Genomic DNA, 17,749 nt, shown 5'->3' on the forward strand with positions numbered 1-17,749 from the left:
AGCTAGCTTTTTAGAAAGAATAACGTTTTTTGTCACTTGGGGGTAGTGAAAATTCTTAAGTTGATGGGCATGTGTTGCCTCCCCTAATTGCACTTCCTGTACCCTCACTTGTAAAAAAGTAGAATTGAAAGAATAATCTCCAAGTTTCTACAATTTTCATTATACATATAATATAACAATTGTGAATATAGTTTTTTGTTTTTTTGTTAAAATTTTTAATAAAATGTTTATTTTTTTATTTTTTTGTAAAGGGATACGTTAACATTGCTACCATCATCTTGCAATCAGACCTTTAATTGCGTATAATTTTCAAAAAATTAGTTCTAGTACATATTATAGCTTTTATAGTATAATAATTCTAGTAATATTTTGACGGAGGGGAACATTTTGAATAAATTTTTTTTTCATACTTGTATACTAATTTTCATAGCGATAATTGCTTCTAGTATTGGCGCATTCCTTGTTTCATCGCAGTTTTTGTTGAATTTTGTCAACATCTCGTTCTATATCGCACTATTTTTTATTCTTATAGGCGGTTTTTTATTCATATTTCAAAATGGATTTTTTAATGTAACAATTTACGCCTTCCAAAGAGTATTTTGTACGAACAAAAAAATCGACTCTTTAATTGAAGAAGTAGAGGAACCTGTCGATAAGAAAGAACGTATTTATAAAACATATTCATTCAAATGGACGTATCCAATTTGCATTACCGGTATCGTTCTTGGGTTGTTCTCGACCTTCATTAGCTTTACTATTTTGATGTAGTTTGCAAACACTATCCCATATGATATAATAATCTGCAAAACATTTTGTTATAAAACTTTAGTTCTTTCATAAAAGAGCTCAAGTAACAATAAATAAATTTATATGTATGCGATGATAAAGAAGAGTACATATTGAGGCAATTTCAGAGAGCTTGTGGCTGGTGTGAACAAGTAATTGTACAGTATGGAATGGGCTTTTGAGCTCCAAACCGAACCGAAAGTAGTAGGCTTTGGCGTTATATCCAAACGTTATTATGGATTAGAGAGATTTCACAGTAGTGAAATAATTAGGGTGGTACCGCGGTCCATTCGTCCCTATAGTTTTTTGGGATGAATGGGCTTTTTTGTTTGCCTTCTCTTCCCTATCACGCATTCAAATTTAGGAGGAATTACTTATGTCAGTTATCTTTTCTGGTATTCAGCCGAGTGGAACGATTACACTTGGAAACTATTTAGGGGCTATGAAGCAATTTACAGAGCTTCAAAACGAACACGACTGTTATTTCTGTATTGTAAATCAACATGCGATTACAGTGCCTCAAGATCCCGTCGGGCTTCGTAAAAACATCCGCAGTCTTGCTGCACTTTATGTAGCATGCGGTATCGATCCTGAAAAAGCTACGTTATTTGTACAATCAGAAGTACCGGCACACGCTCAACTAGGATGGATTATGCAATCAGTTGCTTACGTTGGAGAATTAGAGCGTATGACGCAATATAAAGATAAAGCGTCAGGTAGAGATTCAGTACCAGCTGGATTACTAACGTATCCACCATTAATGGCTGCTGATATTTTACTTTACAACACTGAAATCGTGCCTGTTGGTGATGACCAAAAGCAACATATGGAATTAACACGTGACCTAGCAGAGCGTTTCAACAAACGCTTCCGTGAAGTATTCACAATTCCTGAAATTCGCATTCCAAAAGTAGGAGCTCGCGTTATGTCACTAACAGAGCCTACGAAAAAAATGAGTAAATCTGATCCGAATCCAAAATCAATGATCAGCATGCTTGATGAACCAAAAACAATTGAAAAGAAAATTAAAAGTGCTGTAACTGATTCTGAAGGTATCGTGAAATTTGATAAAGAAAACAAACCTGGCATCTCTAACTTATTAACAATCTACTCTTCATTCTCTGGAAAAACAGTTGAAGAAATTGAAGCAATGTACGAAGGAAAAGGATATGGCGACTTCAAAGGCGACTTAGCGCAAGTAGTCGTAGAGGCAATTCGTCCAATCCAAGACAAATATAACGAACTAATCAACTCACCAGAACTAGACGAAATTCTAGACAAAGGTGCCGAAAAAGCAAACCGCGTCGCATTCAAACAACTACGCAAAGTAGAAAACGCAATGGGACTAAGCAGAAAACGTAGGTAACATATAAAGCGGAGGCGACTGCTTAGCCCTGACGGCTAAGGTTCTTTCCCACAGAAGGTGCTTTTTACCTTCTTGTGGGGAAGGTTCTTAGACGCGAAGGGTTAGGAGCCGGAGCTAGATTACATATAAAGCGGAGGCGGCTCGTTCAGCTCTGACTGGCTAAGGTTCTTTCGCATAAAAGGCGCTTTTTGCCTTCTTATGCGGAAGGTTCTTAGACACGAAGAGCTTGCCGCTGGAGCTGGATTTCATATAAAGCAGAAGCGGCTCGCTTAGAATGTGAGGGGGATGGAGCTCCTGACGTAGAGGCGTTTTTTGCCTCGCAGGAAGGCGCGAAGCCACCGAACATTCTTGCCGCTGGAGCTAGACTACAACAAATAAAAAAAAACGCCAATCGGCGGTTTTTTAATTTACCTTTTGCTCGTTTTCCATTTCCCATAACTTTTCAAAAAATGGCTGTCCTTTTACGAGACGCTCGCATAATTGTTCGTGCTTCTCAGACCAACCTGCTTTCGCTTCATCATACAGCTTAGCCCAAATATCTTCAAATTCCATATGTTGAACCATTCCGTATGCTGATGGATCCCACTCTGTGAACCAATAGCGAATTTCTGCTGTGTTTTTCGTTGTATGTAATTGATCTAACGCCATAAATAATAATTGTTTAAGCTGTCTTTCTTTACGAGTTAAGCCATTCATAATGAAAGGTGATGGTGATAAAATATGATGTTCTTTTTCCATTTCTTCTACTTGGAACTCATACTTTTCTGCTTGTACGTTTTCTACCATCTCATATACCATCTGCTCTTGGCGCGGTATAAGTCTGCTCTTTCGAATTGGCACATTGTAACCAATTGTATCGATTGCAATAATTCCTTTTCCATCTGTAACTACAAAGCAATACTCTTGCTGCAAACGTTCATGATTTTTACGAATATAAGCCTTATGATGTACGTCTTCCAACATTTTTTGCGGAAGCTCTAACAATTCGTTCTCGATGTAATGATATAATGTGGAATCTACTTTTAATAATGGCACTTGATCTAATAGCTCAATCGTATCATCTTTCCGCCATTCGTAAAAATGACAAACGTTATACCCATTTTCTTCACCTTCAAACCAATTTACCCATACATCATGTAGATATAACATTCACTACCCCTCACTTCACTACTGTTTGTATCCATCATTATGTTCAATTTTTCTTTACTTTATTCCACCTAAGGAAATATATTCTAATTATTATTTTTTCTTCTATTAATACTAAAAAAACAGGAAAGAGAGCTCCTGTTTTTTTATATATGAAATGTTTTTGCTTTATTCAATATTTCTTTTGCATCTATAGGTAATAAAGAAAGTGTATCTTCTCCTTCCAAAGTTACACAATCTTTGACAATATGAAATCCAAGCGCATAGCCAAGCATCTTCGGATAAGAGTGAAATCCATTTAATAAGATGTCGTGCTCCCTTGTTCCTCGCTTTATACTTATTCTTTCATATACAACGTTTTTCCAATAATATATAGCCTCTTCTTTTGAAAGATACGTCGTCCACGGTGCATTGTTTTTTTCTGAATATCTTTCCGTTACCGCTTGCTCAGCTAACCCTTCCATAATCATCGTATCAAGTAATGTATATTCCGTTTCTTTCGTCTCAATTTGATGCAACCTGCATATATGATGATATTCATGCGCCAATAGCACTTTTAATTCTTCCACCGAATTCCGTCCACATACGAATAAGAAAATAACGTGACGCATAGATAATCCAGCCCTGCCGTTATACTCTTCTTGTACAGTTCGATTATAGGAATCTGATAATAGAATAAAGACAGGGACATCTGGACCTTTTAACCAATTTTTCAGTTTCTCATACTCTGCACGTAACTCTTTCCAAACTTCCTTTTTCTCTAACTCTTTAATTTCTCGTTCTCCTCGCATAACAGGGCGATACATACCTTTAGAAATTAAAAAGCGATACAACCTTTCTTTTGGCAGCGGGATATACTTCGTAAACTTCTCACACAGCTTTTCTGGCCGTCCATAATATAGATGTAACCACTCAGCAGTTTCAACAACCCCCATCTTTATCCCTCCTTTTTCTTATGTATATGCAAAAAGAGAAAAAGACGTAAAAATAAATAAGGAGTTTTTTCGCAATATATCGCGAAAAAACTCCTTATCTCATCTATTATTTATACGCTTTAAATACTAATACTGCGTTATGACCACCGAATCCTAATGAATTACTTAACACCGCGTTTACTTCTTGATGTCTCGCATTATTCGGTACGTAATCTAAGTCACATTCTGGATCTGGTGTCTCATAGTTAATTGTTGGAGGAATTACTCCGTCTGTAATTGATTTAATAGAGAAGATCGCTTCAACAGCACCAGCTGCTCCTAATAAGTGACCTGTCATTGATTTCGTTGAGCTGATTGCTACTTTATACGCATGCTCTCCGAACGTTTCTTTAATTGCCATCGTTTCATACTTTTCATTCGCATCCGTACTTGTACCATGCGCATTAATGTAATCAATATCTTCTGGCTGTAGACCTGCATCCGCTAAAGCTTGACGCATTGCGCGCACGCCGCCTTCACCGCCAGGAGCTGGCATTGTAATATGGAATGCATCACCAGTTGCACCGTAACCAGCGATTTCCGCATAAATGTGAGCACCACGAGCTAATGCGTGCTCTAATTCTTCAAGAATTAAAATACCTGAACCTTCACCCATTACGAAACCACTACGGTTTTTATCGAATGGACGGCAAGCTGTTGCTGGATCTTCATTGAATGTTAATGCTTTCGCTGAGCTAAATCCTGCGAATGCCATACTTGTTAACGGCGCCTCTGCCCCGCCCGTAATCATTGCATCAGCATCACCACGCTGAATTGCTTTAAACGCATCACCAATTGAGTTTGCACCAGATGCACAAGCCGTTACAGAACAAGTGTTAATTCCTTTTGCTCCTGTTGCGATTGATACTTGGCCTGCTGCCATATCTGGAATCATCATCGGTACGAAGAATGGGCTCACGCGGCGCGGGCCTTTCTCAGTAAAAATCTTAAATTGTTCTTCGTATGTTTCCATACCACCAATACCAGAACCAATCCATACACCAATTCGAGGTCCATTTTCTTCTGTAATCTCAAGCTTTGCATCTGCAACTGCCATTTTCGCTGCTGCTACTGCATATTGTGTAAAGCGATCCATACGACGCGCTTCTTTTTTATCAATATATTTCTCGACTTCAAAATCGTTAATTTCTGCTGCTACTTTTGCTGGAAATAGTTCCGGATCAATTCTTGTAAGTCGTCCGATTCCAGATACACCTTTTTTAATGTTTTCCCACGCTGTTTCAACATCTGTACCGACCGGTGTAACAGCTCCTAATCCTGTAATTACGACCCTCTTTTTTTCCATACAAAATACACTCCTTTTTTTCTCTCAGTCCTTATTTACCCCAACGAAGAGCGACTGCTCCCCATGTTAATCCGCCACCAAAACCAACAAGTATAATTAAATCACCATCTTGAATACGTCCGTTTTGCAATTCCTCTACCATTGCAATCGGAATGGAAGAAGCTGATGTATTACCGAACTTCTCAATTGTCATACTCATTTTTTCTTGTGGTAAATTTAATCTCTCTCTTGCAGATTCCATAATACGAATATTCGCTTGATGCGGTACTAAGAAATCCACATCTTCTTTCGTAAGACCAGCTTTATCTAGAACGCGAAGACAAGAATCCCCAAGTTGACGAACAGCAAATTTAAAGACTTCTCTGCCATTCATCATAACATACTCATCTTGATAAAGATGCTTACCGCCACTTCCGTCCGCTCCTAATTCGAAAGATAGAACGCCTTTACCTTCTGAAACAGCTCCCATTACGATCGCACCGGCTCCGTCTCCAAATAGTACTGCTGTATTTCGATCGTTCCAATCTACAATTTTAGATAGTTTATCACTACCAACTACTAGTATATTTTTATAAGTTCCCGTTTGAATAAATTGCTGCGCTGTAATCATTCCGTACATAAAACCAGCACATGCTGCACTTAAATCCATTGCAGCTGCATGTTTTGCGCCAATCGCTTCTTGAATAACACAAGCTACTGCTGGAAAAGCACGATCTGGCGTTACTGTTGCTACTAAAATAAGATCGATATCCTCTCCGCTAATCCCTGCATCTTCAAGTGCTTTTTTAGAAGCCTCTACGGCCATATATGAAGTATCTATTGTATCATCGGCAATGCGTCTTTCCGCAATACCTGTTCTCGTACGAATCCATTCATCGGATGTATCCATTATTTTCTCTAAATCGTGATTTGTGACTACTTTTTCCGGCACATATCTTCCGATCCCTAAAATGCCCACGTTCACATCGCAGCCCTCCGTTTTATATCAATTATTATGACTTGGTACTAATTTTAAAACATAAATGTATTTTTGTCTAGAATATATTTCTGCTAAAACATAAAGCGAACGCATTATTCACCTTATTGTTTATGAAAAGAAACGGAAACATACCTTTACCTGTTCTTTCGAAATATAAAAAGGCCCTGACCGCTTCTATCCACGGTTCGGGCCTCTCTTCCATCTCAAAAGATGCTTTTTATTCTTTTTATGCTTTTTATTCTTGATCTGCTTTCCCAAGCTCATATGCTTCGTTCATAACTTTCATCAATAACTCTAATACTGGTTGAGCTTTCTCCATATCAAGCGCAATTCCATTATCATCTAAAATGGCCTTTGCTTCTGGTAAATGCTTCATTGCGATTTGTAAAAATTGCATGCTTTTCTCATTCATATTATGTTCTTCCTCTCCATTAAAACTTTCACATACATAGTGTAACACGCTCTCTATCCTTCGTATAACTCTTTATATTTTTTCATATGTGCCAATTGTTTATTTAAACCGTATTCTAACGGAGTATTTCTTTTTATCGAAATAACCTCTACTGTTCCATCTCTTTCTTCCAGATTCTCTTTTTTCACTTTATCCTCTGTACGTAAAAGGTTCATACCTTTTTTCCATAATGATTTTTTACCACTAAGTAAATTATATATACCGAGATATTCCTCGTTCATGCCATTTTCCCATAAGTATTCACATACATCTTCAACGTACAGTAGATCACTGGCGTTTTCCTCACTTGTATAATGGTACTCTTTCTCACCCAGTTCTGATAACATGAGCTGATGATACATCATAAAAGATGGTTGCCATGGCCCATATAATGTAGGAACTCGAAATACACTATATTGTACCTCTCCTTTTTTCAATCCTTCTTCCACTTTCGCAAATAGACGTTTATTTTCGGACTCATCTACGTTTCCTACTTCAATAGAAGAAATTAGATTTAACTTCACTTTATGTTCTTCACACAGTCTTATCATTCGCTTTAAATACTGTAATATAACTCTTTCATTTCGAAAGCCACTTTGTTGGTTAGGCTCATACAGACAAAAGTAAACGGCATCAAATTTCTCTTCCTCTACGGATCTCCATCCGTCTTCATCTCTTATCGAATAATACGTAAATAACGCATTTCGCCCAATTAACAATAACTTCTCTTCATTAATTTTTGTCATACTATCGAATTCATCAAAATCAAGACCATATACTTCTACTTCTTCTGCAATCATTTTATTCACAAGGTGATAACCTACAAACGTAAGTGCACCTATAATTAGCACGCGTTCCATACCACCCACCCTTTCTCCTTGAAACAAATAGCTCCTCATTTATGTATATGGGAGCTTCACAATTCTTCTTCATATTTTTTAAAGAAATCAGTCGTTTGCCTAACCATTTTATATTTCACATCTTGCAGATGGAATAAGACAGAAGTATCGCATTGGTTCAATTGCCTCATTTTCTCGTATTTACGTAGCAACTGTTTTCTTCCTCTTTTTTCTTGTGTTGATACAAAAATTTTAACAGGTACACAAGACGGAAGAAGCGTAAATGATTTCTTATTTATTTTCGATTCTAATTCTTCTTCTTTAGCATCATACGCTAAACTTAATTCCTTCAAGAGTCTCTTGTAAAAAAATTTATGCTCTTTCTCAAACTCCACATATTCTGGTAAATCTAAACACGGATTTAACATAATGACAGAACGTATACATTCAGGGTATTTGTTCATCATTTCAAGTGCTACAAGTGCCCCCATACCATCTGCCATAATGTGCATTTTCGCATTCAATGTCTCTTTTCTCAGAACAACGTCATATAGGCGTTTTGCTAGACGAACAGATTGATCGTTTCCCCAATGTCTTCCGTATAAATTAGAAGAAAAGACCGTATAGCCTTCCTCAATAAGGCCATGTAAAAAATAAGATCTACCCGCATGCTGTGTCCATAAACTTGTACCATTCTCAATAAAGTAGTTGTAATCACCTAGAAGCATGACAGAAAATCCATTTGGCTTCTCCGGTAAATAAATGACACATGGTTCTTTTTCTAAGTAAAAAAAACGTTCCGTAATACTCATTTTTCCCCCGCCTTATTTTCTAAACGTATAAAAGTACTCTTTTATAATGTATGAACGGAATGCAAATTTGCGTTGAAAAATCTACAAATATTTTTCTATATTCATTTTTCAATTGTGTTACAATAAGGACAGATTGAACGAATAGAGGTGTAAAATATGCGTTTCATTTGGGCATTAATTTGGTCGTTCTTGCTTGTACATATGATGAGCTACGTAATCGGCTCTATAACTGGCGGTACATACGATTTTAACCAAGCGTCTATTTTCTCAGTTGTTCTTGCGGTATTCGTACTAGCAATTGCAGCTGCAATTCCAAACGAGCCAGTAGAACAACACTAAAAAAAGAGTCCGGATTTTATCCGAACTCTTTTTTGTTTTACTTCACATGAACGACTAATTCGTTATTTTCTACATCAACAACTACATGACTATTGTCAGTAATCGTTCCTGCAATTAATTCTCTCGCTAATTTCGTCTCAACTTGACGCTGTACATATCGTTTTAATGGACGAGCTCCGTACATCGGATCGAAGCCAGCTTCGACAACAAACTCTTTCGCTGCGTCTGTTAATTGTACCGTAATATGACGGTCAGCTAAACGGCCTTGTAATTCTTTTACAATTTTATCAACAATACCTTTAATTTCATTCGTTGTAAGAGGTTTGAATAAAATAATTTCGTCGACACGATTTAAAAACTCTGGTCGGAAATGTCCTCTTAATTGCCCCATGACAAGTTCTCTTGATTCCTCTTTAATTGAGCCATCTTCTTCTAATCCATCTAATAAATGAGCAGATCCAATATTTGACGTCATAATAATAACTGTGTTTTTAAAGTCTACTGTACGTCCTTGCGAATCTGTAACGCGTCCGTCATCTAACATTTGTAATAAAATATTGAATACTTCTGGATGTGCTTTTTCGATTTCATCTAACAAAATAACAGAATACGGTTTACGTCTTACTGCTTCTGTTAATTGACCGCCCTCTTCATATCCAACATATCCAGGAGGTGCACCAATTAAGCGTGACACAGCGTGTTTCTCCATGTACTCAGACATATCAATACGAATCATTTGCTCTTCACTATCAAATAAAGACTGCGCTAACGTTTTTGCAAGTTCTGTTTTACCAACACCAGTCGGTCCTAAGAAGATGAAGGAACCAATTGGACGGTTCGGGTCTTTAATACCAGCACGAGCACGAAGAACTGCGTCTGATACTAGGCTTACCGCTTCTTCTTGTCCGATAACACGCTCTGATAAAATTTGCTCTAATCGTAATAATTTCTCACGTTCACCTTCAACGAGTTTTGCGACAGGAATACCAGTCCAGCGTGAAACAATATCAGCAATCTCTTCTTCACTTACTTCCTCACGTAATAAACGATTTTCTTGTTTATTATTCGCGCCCATTTCTTCTGCTTCTTTTAACTCTTTTTCAATTGCAGGAATTTTTCCGTGGCGAAGTTCCGCTGCTCTATTTAAGTCGTAATTACCTTCTGCTTCTTCTAATTCACGGCGCAGACGCTCTAAATGTTCACGTAAGTCACGAACTTTGTGAATATCTTCTTTTTCTTTCTCCCATTTGGCTCTCATGCCACTTGCCACTTCTTTTAAATCCGATAATTCACGTTGCAATGTTTTTAGACGTTCTTGGCTACCAAAGTCTTTCTCTTTTCCAAGAGCTGCTTCTTCAATTTCCAGCTGCATAATGCGACGCGTTACTTCATCTAATTCTGTTGGCATAGAATCAATTTCTGTACGAATTGTTGCGCACGCTTCGTCAACAAGATCAATTGCTTTATCCGGTAAGAAACGATCCGAAATATATCGATCTGATAAAACTGATGCTGCTACAATTGCGCGGTCATGAATATTTACACCATGATAAATTTCAAAGCGCTCTTTTAAACCACGTAAAATGGAAATTGTATCTTCAACAGTTGGTTCTTCTGCTAATACTTGTTGGAAACGTCTTTCTAGCGCTGGATCTTTCTCAATATATTTACGATATTCATCTAACGTCGTCGCCCCGATACAATGCAGTTCACCACGCGCAAGCATCGGTTTTAACATATTTCCTGCATCCATTGCACCTTCTGTTTTACCAGCGCCGACGATTGTGTGAAGTTCATCAATGAATAATAAAATGCGTCCTTCACTCTTTTTAATTTCATTTAATACAGCTTGGAGACGCTCTTCAAATTCACCGCGGAATTTCGCTCCAGCTACAAGCGCACTCATATCTAATGCAAAGATTGTTCTATCTTTTAAGCCTTCTGGTACATCTTTTTTCACAATACGCTGTGCTAACCCTTCAACGATTGCTGTTTTACCAACACCTGGTTCACCAATTAAAACTGGGTTGTTTTTCGTTTTACGTGAAAGAATGCGGATTACGCGGCGAATTTCACTATCGCGGCCGATAACAGGGTCAATTTTCCCCGCTCTTACTTCCGCTACTAAATCACGACCATATTTTTCTAACGCTTCATAAGTTGCTTCTGGATTTTGACTAGTCACTCTTTGATTCCCCCGAACTGTCATTAAAGACTGTAATAAGTTATCTTTCGTAATATGAAATCTTGTAAATAATTGGTTTATATCGCCTTTTTCTTCAGTAAAAGCAAGTAATACATGTTCCACTGAAATGTAATCATCTTGCAATTTCTCTGCTTCTTTTCCTGCTCTTACAAGTAGTTGTTGCAGAGCACCTGTTATATATAATTTACCTGCTTCTGCACCGCTCCCCGTTACGGAAGGCTTTTTCTTAATTAAATTTTCGGCGCCTTGTTTTAATGCTTCTATATCGACGTTCATTTTTTGAAAAATACGTACTGCTAACCCATCTTGCTCTTCTAATAATGTAAACAAGAGATGAACAGTATCTACTTCTTGATGGTGATGAGATACCGCTAAAGATTGGGCACTCATAATCGCCTCTTGTGTTTTTGTTGTCATTTGATTTAAGTCCATCTTTACAGTCCTCCAAATGTTTGACTTTCTTTGACCTTTGATTTGATTATACGCCAACTGACTTTTTTATACAATAATTTTGCTTATGTATTTTCAAACTTATTATTTGAAAAAGAAAAAAGGAGCATGCATGATACAACTGAAAAATATACAGTAAATGAAATTAAAATGTGTAACGACAAAAAAGCCGCAATAATGATTGCGGCTTCTGTTACGGTTTTCTTTTATATGTCCACTGGCGGTTATGATTTGTGTTATCTGGAAACTTTTCACCAGCAGTTAGTTTCACCATTTGCGGGTCTTTTACCATACTTCCCGTTTCACCAATTTCTACGTAAATGCCATCATTCGGCGCTTTTTGTCCAGAACGAAACCTGCGATTTTGTCCCATTTCCATTCTCCTTCCATGACGTCTTTGCCTCATTAGTATATCCATTTTAAAAGAAAGCTTTTCTGTCATGTTTAGGAAACAGGTACTACATTTCGTTCTTGTACATATACATGAATGACACAAGCTTAAAGCAGGGATTTCTTTCCTATTTGTAGAAAAAAAAGAAACCAACCTACTATAGGCCAGTTTCAAAGGAGAGTCAAACATATACGAGAAGATTACATGTTCATTATAAGCCTCACCATACGATCAATGTAACCCTTTTCACAATTTGTCCATAATGAAAGAAACATTGTTTGAACTTTCTAAAAAGATGTTGACTTTTCTTAATTTCCAACGAGAAATAGTAGACACCGCAGCACTTTGCGACGTAAGATGGATATATAGTGAACTTTCCATCTTTGGTGGTCTCACCCAGTCTAACCTCTTATTTCTGCAGATTAAAAAACGGAAATACAGATAAAAACAAAAAAATATTATAAGAGGTGAAATTATGAACAAACAACATTTAATCGCACTAGACTTAGACGGCACTTTATTAACAGACAACAAAATAATTTCCACTCGAACGAAACATACAATTGCAAAAGCAAAGGAACAAGGACATATTGTTGTTATCTCAACAGGACGTCCATTCCGCGCTAGTTATGATTACTATAAAGAACTTGGTCTAAATACACCAATCGTAAACTTTAATGGCGCTTACGTACATCACCCTCTTGATTCAAAGTGGGGCACACATCACTCTCCTCTTGAGCTAGCAACAGCGCAAGAAATTGTCCGGGCTTGCTTTGATTTTGGCGTAAAAAACATATACGCTGAAGTAATGGACGATGTGTATGTACGTGAAATTGATGAAGATAAAAAACATATTTTCGAATTCGGTTCTCCAAACATTTTTACAGGAGACTTATTAAATATTTTAAATGATCATCCAACTTGCTTATTAATTGACGCACATGACGAGCATTCCAGTGCAATTCGTCAACATTTAACTGATATGCACGCTGAGGTAATCGACCATAGAAAGTGGGGCGCACCTTGGCCGATTATTGAAATTGTAAAAAGCGGATTAAATAAAGCTGTTGGACTACAAAAAATTTCTAGTCATTATAACATTCCACAAGAGCGAATCATCGCTTTCGGTGATGAAGATAACGACTTTGAAATGATTGAATTTGCTGGTCACGGCATCGCAATGGGAAATGCCATCCCTGAATTAAAATCACTCGCAAACCATACGACGCTAACGAACGAAGAAGATGGTATTGCACTATATTTAGAAGAGGTTCTTGGGTTGTAATCTAAAAATTCCCTGCTTATAGTTTCTCGCCAAACGCTCATACTATCATTAGACGCACAAGTCAGCGCGTCGATTGTTTTCAGCTAAATAAAGGGGGTTTTTCGAATGGGTAAAAAGAACAAATCAAAACGTTTTATCCAACAAGGAGCCGATGCTGTTATGAAGCATGATGCAAGATTCCCGTACCGAGGTACATTAGCTGAGGCAGAAAAAGCGAGAAGTAACTCTTCTTTTGGAGGGGTCTAAATGGGGAACTTACTATTTCAACAAGCTAGAGATGCTGTTGCAAATGCTGTATCTTGTTCAAGCGGCGTCGAGCAACAAGATCTCGTATATAGAGCAAAAAATGCTTTGCAATCCGCTTACGCAAATTCTTCAACTGCTGAAAAAGTTCAGCTACGTGAAATGCAAGAGCAGTTGCAAAACATTACGAATGCACATTAAAAAAGAGGACCAGCTTTGGTCCTCTTTAATCTTTTCGAAACAATCCGAACACCCCAACTGTTTGCAGTACGTTTGTAAATGCACCTGGGTCCACTTGTTTAATAACCCTCTCCAATTCGTACAGTTCGTAACGGGTAATAACAATCATTAACATTTCCTTATTTTCATTCGTATAAGCACCAGTTGCTGGTATAGTTGTAATCCCCCTCACTAAGCGTGAGTGAATCGCCTTTCGTACATCCGCCCCATTCTTCGTAACGATTAATGCCGTAATCTTCACATGACGCGTATGAATTGCATCGATGATTCGCGTTGACACATACAAAGTCACTAAAGTATATAATGCTTTTTCCCATCCATACACATAGCCGGCAGCGATAATGATCAGTGCATTAAAGAAGAAAAAATACGTACCGACAGGCTTGTCTTTAATCTTTGATAAAATCATGGCGATTATATCTAAACCACCTGTAGAAGCCCCCCACTTCAACGCAATCCCTACCCCGATTGCTGAAATAAGCCCACCAAAAATCGCATTTAATATGATGTCGTTTGAAACTGCTCTAACTGGAATAATTTCTAAAAACATAGTCATAAAGATAACGCAAAGAAAACTAAAGAAAGTAAAGGCCTTTCCAACCTTTTTCCATGCTAAAATAACGACTGGAATGTTAAACAAGCTAAATAATACCCCGGTTGATATGTGAATAGATAAAAAATCACCTAATATTTGTGATAGCAATTGAGACAATCCAGCAAAGCCACTTGCATACACTTTCGCTGGCGTTAAAAATAAATTCATTCCAATCGCATTTAACAAACCTGCGACGATTACAACGATTAACTTCTTTATAAGTTCGGTATAATTCAACTTCAAATCCATTTCCAATCCACCTTCATTATTCATGAATACACTGCTATACATAGTCTTTACGAAAAAGGAAATGATAAACGTACAACGTTTAGAAATGGAGTTGATACATATGCCACATACGAGTGATAACGACAAAAAAGCACGCGATAATAATGCAAAACGCGCGCAAAAAAATGAGCAAGAACAAAAGAATATAGAGCAAGGTAAGCGTGCTTATTCCAAAAAGACCGATCACCTTTGATTCCATCGTACATCAACAATATTGTTGATGTACTTTTTTTACATTTCACAGGAAAAAACATTAAAAATTCACTTCATGTTCACTTCTATATTCTACAATAGCGATAACATATTCGGATGAGGTGTTAGCATGAGAGGAAAACACATTTTCATTATTACTGCACTACTAAGTATATTAATGCTATCTGCTTGTGGACAAAAAAACGACTCAGATACAGTCGCTACAGCAACAGACTCAACCATTACGAAGAGCGACTTCGAAAAACAGTTGAAAGATCGTTACGGAAAAGACATGCTGTACGAAATGATGGCGCAAGACGTTATCACGAAAAAATATAAAGTATCTGACGATGATGTAGATAAAGAATTACAAAAAGCAAAAAATCAATACGGAGACCAATTTAAAAACGTATTGAAAAACAATGGTTTAAAAGATGAAGCTGATTTCAAAAATCAAATTAAGTTCAAACTTGCTATGAATAAAGCGATTAAGAAAAGTATTACAGAGAAAGACGTGAAAGACCACTATAAACCAGAAATTAAAGCAAGCCATATTTTAGTAAGTGACGAAAATGAAGCGAAAGAAATAAAGAAAAAATTAGATGCTGGTGCTTCATTTGAAGAACTAGCAAAACAAGAATCGCAAGACCTACTATCAAAAGAAAAAGGCGGAGACCTCGGATATTTCAATTCAGGTAGAATGGCACCTGAATTTGAAACTGCTGCCTATAGACTAAAGGTCGGACAAATTAGCAATCCCGTTACATCACCAAACGGTTATCATATTATTAAATTAACTGATAAAAAAGAATTAAAACCCTATGATGAAGTGAAAGACTCTATTCGCAAAAACTTAGAAGAAGAACGTATCTCTGACCCTATATTCGGTAAAAAACTATTGCAAGACGAATTGAAAAAAGCAAATATTAAAATAAATGATAGTGAGTTGAAAGATACGTTTACTCTTGTACATGAGCAAGGGAATTAAAAAAGCACCACCTTATAGGTAAAATATAAGGTGGTGCTTTTTATTTCCTTTATTTCTTAAAGTACGTCCAACCTTCTTCTTGGTAAACCTTTTCTTCTTTCATCAACTTACCAAGTGCACGCTTAAATGCAGCTTTACTCATATTGAAACGTTCTTTAATGTCTTCTGGATAACTCTTATCCCAAAACGGTATTGCTCCGCCTCGTTCTTCCATATATGCATAAATCACTGCAGCATCATCTTCCATTCCTTCTTCTTTACGAGGAAGAAGTGAAATGTTAATTGTACCGTCATCTTTTACATCAATAATTCGTCCCGTTACACGTTGACCGATGCGAACTTGTTCTTTTCTTTCTGTATGATGTAAAAATGCACGGAAATGCTCATCTGTTAATACGAACGAACCAACTTGAAGTGAACGATACACACGTCCGTTTACGTTTTTATTACGCATAGATGGTGTCGCATCTACAACGATTTCTTGCATATCACTATCTCTTGCCGGAAGAGCAATTAAACGATCACGATTCGTTAATTTTAACGTACAATATAATTCATCTCCAACTTCAGGCCATACTGGCATATAAATTGGGAATTCATCAGCTGGAATTAGTATATCTTTTGATACACCAATATCAACAAACACACCTAAACTAGGAATAACTTCTACAACCTTTACCCAGTTCCAATCATATGTTGTAATAATTGGCTCCTTCATTGTTGCCGAAATACGATTTTGGTGGTCAAGGTATAAGAATACATCAATCGTATCGCCTTCTTCAATTTCTCCAGCTACTTCATTTTTATGTAGGAAAATTTCTTCTTCTTCATTTCCAACCATATATCCAATTTCCGTTTCGCGTAAAACAGTTACCTGTTTAATCGATCCTATTTGTAAATACATATTTTTTTAATTCCCTTCTATATATATAAAATGAACTTTTTAACTTTTTATATTTTTATCATTCCAAACAAAAGTTAATTATAACACGATTTTCTCTTTATTTGTCCAACTGCCCAAAATTCACTATAATAAAATGAGGTTACATCATTATAAGTATGAAAACACTTAAGTCTAAGCTCGTTTTCAGCTATACTTTAGTATGTACAGTACATAAAAAGAGTAGAAATTTATTTGGAGGTGCTAACTATGGCAAAAGATAGTTCTTTTGACATCGTTTCGAAAGTAGAATTACCTGAAGTAACAAACGCAATTAACACTGCATTAAAAGAAATCCAAAACCGATATGACTTTAAAGGAAGTAAAAGTGATATTAAACTTGAAAAAGAAGTACTTGTTTTAACTTCTGACGACGAGTTCAAATTAGAGCAAGTAAAAGACGTTCTTATTTCTAAACTCGTAAAACGTAACGTTCCAATTAAGAACTTAGATTACGGAAAAGTTGAAGCGGCAGCTGGTAACACTGTTCGCCAACGTGCAACACTTCAACAAGGTATCGATAAAGATAACGCGAAAAAAATTAACAACATCATTAAAGAAATGAAATTAAAAGTAAAAACACAAGTACAAGATGATCAAGTACGTGTTACAGCGAAAAGCCGTGATGACTTACAAGCAGTTATCGCAGCAGTTCGTAGCGCTGATTTACCAATTGACGTACAATTTATTAACTACCGCTAAAAAGAAAAACATCCTCTATGTAGAGGATGTTTTTCTTTTTAGCGGGTAGAAACAATATGACGAGGCCAAGAAGGTATTTGCAGTGAAAATTGCTGAGCGAACAGTGTTTATTCATGCGAATATCTTACAGGTGACCGCGTCGTTAGACTAGGTACTAGGTCTCATTGTAGAATTTTTTTATACATGGAATTGAGCATGTCCTTTTAAAAATAAGGAAAAGACACCTTAGAA

At 36.8% G+C, this 17,749-nt stretch carries 20 protein-coding genes and 1 other annotated feature; of the genes, 9 read left to right on the forward strand and 11 right to left on the reverse strand.

Translation table 11 applies throughout. The features are described from left to right. Positions 1–387 precede the first annotated feature (387 nt). Both PDQ33_RS02035 and trpS read left to right on the forward strand, forming a co-directional pair. Positions 388–768: a DUF3899 domain-containing protein gene (locus PDQ33_RS02035; RefSeq protein WP_270754570.1), complete on the forward strand. Its 381-nt coding sequence runs from the start codon at positions 388–390 to the stop codon at positions 766–768. Between the two features lie 102 nt (positions 769–870). After that, positions 871–1,087: a binding site (T-box leader), on the forward strand. A 75-nt stretch (positions 1,088–1,162) separates the two neighbouring features. Further along, a complete protein-coding gene (gene trpS / locus PDQ33_RS02040; RefSeq protein ID WP_000110985.1) occupies positions 1,163–2,152 on the forward strand; it encodes a tryptophan--tRNA ligase in 990 nt (329 codons plus the stop codon). Positions 2,153–2,554: 402 nt separating this feature from the next. On the opposite strand, the gene PDQ33_RS02050 is transcribed toward trpS, so the two are convergent. The 7 genes from PDQ33_RS02050 to PDQ33_RS02080 all read right to left on the reverse strand — a co-directional run bounded on the left by PDQ33_RS02050 (position 2,555) and on the right by PDQ33_RS02080 (position 8,659). Next, the gene (locus PDQ33_RS02050; protein WP_061131542.1) at positions 2,555–3,301 is read right to left on the reverse strand and encodes a YjbA family protein; all 747 of its coding nucleotides are present in this window, start codon (positions 3,299–3,301) and stop codon (positions 2,555–2,557) included. Positions 3,302–3,444: 143 nt separating this feature from the next. Next, positions 3,445–4,233, reverse strand: coding sequence for a DUF2268 domain-containing protein (locus PDQ33_RS02055; RefSeq protein WP_000539323.1), 789 nt, complete (start codon positions 4,231–4,233; stop codon positions 3,445–3,447). A 106-nt stretch (positions 4,234–4,339) separates the two neighbouring features. Next, positions 4,340–5,578 (reverse strand): beta-ketoacyl-ACP synthase II, encoded by a 1,239-nt coding sequence (fabF, locus tag PDQ33_RS02060; protein WP_000412651.1) that lies wholly within the window; start codon positions 5,576–5,578, stop codon positions 4,340–4,342. A gap of 31 nt (positions 5,579–5,609) precedes the next feature. Continuing rightward, positions 5,610–6,542 (reverse strand): beta-ketoacyl-ACP synthase III, encoded by a 933-nt coding sequence (gene fabH, locus PDQ33_RS02065; protein WP_001100536.1) that lies wholly within the window; start codon positions 6,540–6,542, stop codon positions 5,610–5,612. A 250-nt stretch (positions 6,543–6,792) separates the two neighbouring features. Next, on the reverse strand, positions 6,793–6,969 hold the full coding sequence (locus tag PDQ33_RS02070) for a ComZ family protein (RefSeq protein WP_009879752.1): 177 nt from the start codon (positions 6,967–6,969) through the stop codon (positions 6,793–6,795). 53 nt (positions 6,970–7,022) lie between these two features. Next, positions 7,023–7,895 carry an NAD-dependent epimerase/dehydratase family protein gene (locus tag PDQ33_RS02075; RefSeq protein ID WP_270754574.1) on the reverse strand — a complete coding sequence of 291 codons (873 nt, stop codon included), beginning with the start codon at positions 7,893–7,895 and terminating at the stop codon, positions 7,023–7,025. A gap of 29 nt (positions 7,896–7,924) precedes the next feature. After that, on the reverse strand, positions 7,925–8,659 hold the full coding sequence (locus tag PDQ33_RS02080) for a hydrolase (protein ID WP_000028699.1): 735 nt from the start codon (positions 8,657–8,659) through the stop codon (positions 7,925–7,927). A 156-nt stretch (positions 8,660–8,815) separates the two neighbouring features. Here PDQ33_RS02080 and PDQ33_RS02085 point away from each other — a divergent pair, with 156 nt between their 5' ends. Then, on the forward strand, positions 8,816–8,998 hold the full coding sequence (locus PDQ33_RS02085; RefSeq protein WP_270754576.1) for a YjzD family protein: 183 nt from the start codon (positions 8,816–8,818) through the stop codon (positions 8,996–8,998). A gap of 37 nt (positions 8,999–9,035) precedes the next feature. Here the strand turns inward: PDQ33_RS02085 and clpB are convergent, their stop codons facing one another. Further along, positions 9,036–11,636, reverse strand: coding sequence for an ATP-dependent chaperone ClpB (gene clpB / locus PDQ33_RS02090; protein ID WP_061131539.1), 2,601 nt, complete (start codon positions 11,634–11,636; stop codon positions 9,036–9,038). A gap of 211 nt (positions 11,637–11,847) precedes the next feature. Beyond that, on the reverse strand, positions 11,848–12,027 hold the full coding sequence (locus PDQ33_RS02095; RefSeq protein WP_000531421.1) for a YjzC family protein: 180 nt from the start codon (positions 12,025–12,027) through the stop codon (positions 11,848–11,850). Between the two features lie 493 nt (positions 12,028–12,520). On the opposite strand from PDQ33_RS02095, the gene PDQ33_RS02100 reads away from it, so the two are divergent. The 3 genes from PDQ33_RS02100 (at position 12,521) to PDQ33_RS02110 (ending at position 13,774) form a co-directional block, all read left to right on the forward strand. Then, positions 12,521–13,330, forward strand: a complete 810-nt coding sequence (locus PDQ33_RS02100) for a Cof-type HAD-IIB family hydrolase (RefSeq protein ID WP_001041235.1) — start codon at positions 12,521–12,523, stop codon at positions 13,328–13,330. A 105-nt stretch (positions 13,331–13,435) separates the two neighbouring features. Then, positions 13,436–13,576, forward strand: a complete 141-nt coding sequence (locus PDQ33_RS02105) for a hypothetical protein (RefSeq protein WP_000516816.1) — start codon at positions 13,436–13,438, stop codon at positions 13,574–13,576. After that, entirely contained in the window at positions 13,577–13,774 is a 198-nt protein-coding gene (locus PDQ33_RS02110) for a DUF3813 domain-containing protein (protein WP_000527400.1), read from the forward strand. 25 nt (positions 13,775–13,799) lie between these two features. Here the strand turns inward: PDQ33_RS02110 and PDQ33_RS02115 are convergent, their stop codons facing one another. After that, positions 13,800–14,657: a YitT family protein gene (locus tag PDQ33_RS02115; RefSeq protein ID WP_000364453.1), complete on the reverse strand. Its 858-nt coding sequence runs from the start codon at positions 14,655–14,657 to the stop codon at positions 13,800–13,802. A 100-nt stretch (positions 14,658–14,757) separates the two neighbouring features. On the opposite strand from PDQ33_RS02115, the gene PDQ33_RS02120 reads away from it, so the two are divergent. Both PDQ33_RS02120 and prsA read left to right on the forward strand, forming a co-directional pair. Then, positions 14,758–14,889, forward strand: a complete 132-nt coding sequence (locus PDQ33_RS02120; protein WP_001120845.1) for a DUF3941 domain-containing protein — start codon at positions 14,758–14,760, stop codon at positions 14,887–14,889. Between the two features lie 129 nt (positions 14,890–15,018). After that, the gene (gene prsA, locus PDQ33_RS02125; RefSeq protein ID WP_270392835.1) at positions 15,019–15,876 is read left to right on the forward strand and encodes a peptidylprolyl isomerase PrsA; all 858 of its coding nucleotides are present in this window, start codon (positions 15,019–15,021) and stop codon (positions 15,874–15,876) included. 49 nt (positions 15,877–15,925) lie between these two features. On the opposite strand, the gene PDQ33_RS02130 is transcribed toward prsA, so the two are convergent. Then, on the reverse strand, positions 15,926–16,780 hold the full coding sequence (locus PDQ33_RS02130) for a CvfB family protein (RefSeq protein ID WP_270754578.1): 855 nt from the start codon (positions 16,778–16,780) through the stop codon (positions 15,926–15,928). Positions 16,781–17,026: 246 nt separating this feature from the next. Here PDQ33_RS02130 and PDQ33_RS02135 point away from each other — a divergent pair, with 246 nt between their 5' ends. Further along, a complete protein-coding gene (locus PDQ33_RS02135; protein WP_001040153.1) occupies positions 17,027–17,518 on the forward strand; it encodes a YajQ family cyclic di-GMP-binding protein in 492 nt (163 codons plus the stop codon). Positions 17,519–17,749: the final 231 nt, after the last annotated feature.

The sequence above is a fragment of the Bacillus cereus group sp. Bc031 genome (genome assembly GCF_027716265.1).
Classification (GTDB): Bacteria; Bacillota; Bacilli; order Bacillales; family Bacillaceae_G; genus Bacillus_A; species Bacillus_A paranthracis.